At 72.3% G+C, this 4,599-nt stretch carries 3 protein-coding genes and 2 pseudogenes; 2 read left to right on the forward strand and 3 right to left on the reverse strand.

All coding sequences use genetic code 11. The annotated features are described in order from the left end of the window. Window positions 1–633, forward strand: a pseudogene (locus HET64_RS36820) (serine/threonine protein kinase); the annotation flags it as partial. Window positions 634–769: 136 nt separating this feature from the next. Here HET64_RS36820 and HET64_RS36825 read toward each other — a convergent pair. Beyond that, window positions 770–2,173, reverse strand: a complete 1,404-nt coding sequence (locus HET64_RS36825; protein WP_251146387.1) for a DUF445 domain-containing protein — start codon at window positions 2,171–2,173, stop codon at window positions 770–772. A 142-nt stretch (window positions 2,174–2,315) separates the two neighbouring features. On the opposite strand from HET64_RS36825, the gene HET64_RS36830 reads away from it, so the two are divergent. After that, on the forward strand, window positions 2,316–3,563 hold the full coding sequence (locus HET64_RS36830; RefSeq protein WP_215111590.1) for an SGNH/GDSL hydrolase family protein: 1,248 nt from the start codon (window positions 2,316–2,318) through the stop codon (window positions 3,561–3,563). Window positions 3,564–3,595: 32 nt separating this feature from the next. On the opposite strand, the gene HET64_RS36835 is transcribed toward HET64_RS36830, so the two are convergent. Together HET64_RS36835 and HET64_RS36840 are read right to left on the reverse strand one after the other, a co-directional pair. Further along, the gene (locus HET64_RS36835; RefSeq protein WP_215111591.1) at window positions 3,596–4,309 is read right to left on the reverse strand and encodes a DUF1707 domain-containing protein; all 714 of its coding nucleotides are present in this window, start codon (window positions 4,307–4,309) and stop codon (window positions 3,596–3,598) included. A gap of 105 nt (window positions 4,310–4,414) precedes the next feature. Next, a pseudogene (locus tag HET64_RS36840) lies at window positions 4,415–4,599 on the reverse strand (methionine ABC transporter ATP-binding protein); the annotation flags it as partial.

The raw sequence follows: 4,599 nt of genomic DNA on the forward strand, positions 1-4,599 counted from the left end.
CCCTCCCCGTCCCCCCAGCAGGACAAGCCCCGGCGGACGGGGCTGATCGTCGCCGCCTCGGTCGTGGGCGCGGTCGTCGTCCTCGGAGTCCTCGGGTCCTTCCTGCGGAACTTCTCCGAGCCCGACGACAAGGACCCGTCGACCGGCAGCAGCGCGAGCGGCGGCAACGGGAGCGGGGGCGGCAGCGGCGGGCAGGAGCGGAAGGACCCCACGCCGGTGTCGTACAAGGGCGTCAACATCCCCGAGAACCACTTCGTGATGCTGGCGGACAACCCGCCGCGTCCGCAGCAGAGCGGGAACGGGCGGTCCAGCAGCGACGCGGACCTGCAGTTCGAGCCGGAGACGCTCAACGTCGTGGAGAGCGACGAGCTGCGCACCCGCAACGGCAACCTGGTCCTGCTGGCCGACGGGCAGAAGGGCTCCTTGGAGACCTGCCGGTCGGAGACCCGCTACACCCGGGAGATCCGGCTCGACCAGCTCACCGAGGGGTCGCAGATCTGCGTCCTCAGCAACGCGGGACACATCGCGGCGGCGGTCTACCACGGTGCTTCGGGCAGCGACGACCCGAGCGCCTACATCAGCCTCGACCTCACCGTCTGGCGCAACGCGGCCGAACCCGTCGACGGGCCGTAGGACGTCCGGCGGAGAAGACCCGGCCCGGCTCTGAACACCCGCCGCACCCCGCACGTACTACCGGGCGGCTCCCCCGCGTGAGCCGGGTGCGTACCCGTACGACAGGACGGGTACGCACCCGGAACCGGTGGCCGGCTCAGCCGCTCAGCGCGTGCGACACCGTGTAGATCACCAGGCCCACCAGCGCACCGACCACCGTGCCGTTGATGCGGATGAACTGGAGGTCGCGGCCGATGTGCGCCTCGATCTTCTTCGAGGTCTGGTCCGCGTCCCAGCCGGCCACCGTCTCGCTGATCAGCGAGGTGATCTCCGCGCGGTACGTCGTCACGACGTACACCGCGGCGTCCTCCAGCCAGCCGTCAAGCTTGCCCTGGAGCCGCTCGTCGCTCGACAGCCGCGCTCCCAGCGACATCAGCGAGGCCCGTGCCCGCAGCCGCAGTTCGCTGCGCTCGTCCTCCGCCGCCGAGAGGATCATCGTCCGTACGGAGGACCAGGCCGAGGCGATGACGTCCTGGACCTCGCCGCGGCCGAGGATCTCCGACTTCAGCCGCTCCACCCGGGCCCGGGTGTCGGCGTCGCTCTGGAGGTCGGACGCGAAGTCGGTCAGGAACGTGTCGATGGAGCCGCGCGCCGGGTGCTCCGGCATGTCCCGCATCTCCGTGACGAACCGCAGCAGTTCCTTGTAGACCCGTTCCCCCACCCGCTTGTCGACGAACCGGGGGGTCCAGCCGGGGGCTCCGCCCTGCACCGCGTTCATCACCGAGTCGCCGTGCTCCACCAGCCAGTCGTGCGCCCGGACGCAGACGAGGTCGACGACCTTGCGGTGGCCGCCGTCCGTGACGACCTTCTCCAGCATCTTGCCGAGGCCCGGGCCGACCTCCGCCGCGTCCGCACGCCGGGTGATGGCCTCGCCGACCACCGCCTGCACATCGGAATCCCGAAGGACCGTCAGCGCGCCGCGCAGGGCCGTCGCCAGCTCGGCGGTGACCCGGTCGGCGTGGGCCGGCTCCGCGAGCCACACACCGAGCCTCCGACCGACCCCCAGAGCGTGAATTCGGTCACGAATGACGTCTCCGGAGAGAAAGTTCTCGCCAACGAAGGAACCGAGGGACTGCCCTAGCTGATCCTTCTTGGTGGGGATGATGGCTGTGTGCGGAATGGGCAGGCCGAGCGGGCGCCGGAAGAGCGCCGTGACGGCGAACCAGTCCGCCAACGCGCCCACCATCCCCGCCTCGGCAGCCGCCGCGACGTAGCCCGGCCAGCCCCCCACGCCTGAGTTCTTCGCCCAGGTGGCCAGGACGTAGACGAGCGCGACGAGCAGAAGGAGGCCGGTGGCCGTGAGTTTCATGCGCCGTACGCCGCGCTGCTTCTCCTCGTCGGCGGCGGTGTACGCGAACGAGGCCAGCGGGCCCGCACCCGCCCTCGGCCCCTGCGCCCGTGCCTGTGCCTGTGCCGGCGGCAGCGCCGCTCGCTCCGACTGCTCCGACTTCTGCACCGCGTCCTCGCCCTGCTCCTGCTCGCCGGATCCGGTCCGTTCCATCCGCTCCACCCGTCCGCGTGCGCCTCGCCCCCGTGACGTACGCATTGTCCCTACCTCCCCTACTCCCGGGCCGCACGTCGAGTTCCCGACGGCCTGTCGCATCATGGGACCAGCACGATCATCACAAGGAGAAACACCGCACATGCCCAGGCGCCAGGGGTATGCCCTGCTCATCGCCCTAGTGGCGGGCACAGCCGTGCTCGCCGCCGCCGTCGCCTTCGGTACGACGCTGCTCTCCGGCCCCAGGTCGACACCGCTGCCGCCCGCCGAGACCCAGGCGGCGGCCCGTAACCCGGTCGACCCCGCGACCTCGGGCGGCCGGTGGGTCACCACCTGGGCCGCCGCGCCCGTCCGTGCCGAACCGGGCACCGAGGACGGGCTTCCCGGGCGCACCATCCGTAACGTCGTGCACACCAGCATCGGCGGAGAGGTCGCCCGGATAACGGTGTCCAACCTCTTCGGCACGGGCCCCCTGGTCGTCGACCGGGCCACCGTCAACACCCGGCCGGTGACCTTCAAGGGATCCACCGCCGTCACCGTCGCGGCGGGCGGACAGGTCATCAGCGACCCGGTCGTGGTGCCCGTGGCCCCCGACTCCGACCTCCAGGTCGGCTTCCGCACCCCGCGGGCGGGCGGACCGGTCACCTACCACCCCAACACGCACCAGACCTCGTACCTGATCGACGAACGCGGCACCTTCAGCACCACCCACTGGCGCTATCTGACCGCCGTGGACGTCCGCAGCCGGAGCGCGCGCGGCGCGATCGTCGCCCTCGGGGACTCCCTGACGGCGGGCAGCGGCTCCACCACCGACGCCAACGCCCGCTGGACCGACGTCCTCGCCGACCGGCTGGGCGGCCGGTACGGGGTCGCCAACGCGGGCATCGCGGGCAACCGGGTCGTGGGCATCGGCCGCGGCACCGGGGGTCAGTCGGGCACCGACCGGCTCGACCGCGACGTCCTGGCGGTCGCCGGGGCCCGGACCGTCGTGGTGGCCCTCGGCATCAACGACGTACAGCAGTACCCCCAGGAGGCCGACCCCCAGCGGATCGTGGACAGCCTGCGCGCCCTCACCGACCGGGCGCACGCGCGCGGGCTCACGGTCGTCGGCGCGACGCTGACCCCGTTCGAGGGCTTCGCCACCTGGACGCCCCAGCGCAACGCCGTGCGCCAGGCGGTCAACGAGCAGATCCGGGCGGGCACGGTCTTCGACGCGTACGTGGACTTCGACGCGGCGGTACGCGACCCCGCCGCACCGAACCGGATCCTCGCCCCGTACGACTCCGGCGACCATCTCCACCTCAACGACGACGGGTACCGCGCGCTCGGCGACCGGCTGGACCCGAAGGTCCTGGACCGGGCCGGCGCACCCCGGTCCGACGCGCTGTGAGGCGCTGAGGGGCCGCTCGGGCCCCGGGCTCCTCAGAGTTCCTTGCGGCCGCCGCCGTCCGGGCCGCCGTCCGGGCCCTCCAGCTCGCGCCGGCGGCGCGCCTCCCGTTCGGCCTCCTTCGCCTCCTTCAGCCGGCGGCGCTCCGCCTTCGTCCGCTTGCGGTCCACGCCGACGCCGCCCATCAGCGCGAAGCCGGTGATCCGCACGTACGGGGCGTCCGGCGCGGGCTCGCCCTCCTCGTTGGAACCCTCCCCGAAACCGCCCATGATGCCGACGCCCCTGACATCGACGTTCAGCTCGGGCGGCGCGGTCACATGGATGCCGCCCATGATGGTGATGCAGCGGATGACGGTCTCGCGGTCCTCGAAGTTCGCCTCGCGCAGATCGATCTCGCCGCCGCCCCACATCGCGAACGCGGTGAACACCCGGCCGACCGTCCAGCGGCCCTTCCGGTTGAACCCGCCCCACAGAGCGAACGCCCCCTTCGAGGTGGCGTTGCCGCCGATCCTCGCCGGCCAGTTCGCCGCAGGGCCCCGCAGCGGGGCGGGCGCGGACGAGCCGACCGGGGCGACCACCGAGCCCGGCGCCGGGAGGTCCTGGACCAACGGCTCCAACTCTCCGCGCGTGCGGGCCTTGTAGGCCGTTTCGAGGCGCTGGTCGAACTCGTCCATATCCAGTCGCCCCTCGGCCACCGCCTCGCGCAGCAGTTCCGCGATCCGCTCACGTTCGGCATCGGAGGCACGCATGTCCGGACTCTCACTTGTCATACCGCGCAGCCTATTGAACGCACCCGTTCCCGGCACAGACATGCAGGCCCATGACCTGCGCGCGTCGCCCGGGGTGAGCACCCGTCACGGTGCGGACTCGTACATCCTCGCGATCACGGCCTCGATGTCCGGTTCCCGTACCGACAGGTCGACCAGCGGGTAGTCCGCGGCGATCCGCGCCACCAGCGGGGCCGCCGACGCGGTGGCGGGGAACGCCAGCCACTGGCGCGGGCCCTCCACCTTGACCGCCCGCAGCGCCGGCCCGCCGC

This window comes from Streptomyces sp. McG3 (assembly GCF_018619185.1).
Lineage (GTDB): Bacteria > Actinomycetota > Actinomycetes > Streptomycetales > Streptomycetaceae > Streptomyces.

Coding starts and splice junctions, on each gene's coding strand:
- HET64_RS36825 (WP_251146387.1), bottom strand. CDS start 2,173: ATGGAACGGACCGGATCCGGCGAGCAGGAGCAGGGCGAGGACGCGGTG.
- HET64_RS36830 (WP_215111590.1), top strand. CDS start 2,316: ATGCCCAGGCGCCAGGGGTATGCCCTGCTCATCGCCCTAGTGGCGGGC.
- HET64_RS36835 (WP_215111591.1), bottom strand. CDS start 4,309: ATGCGTGCCTCCGATGCCGAACGTGAGCGGATCGCGGAACTGCTGCGC.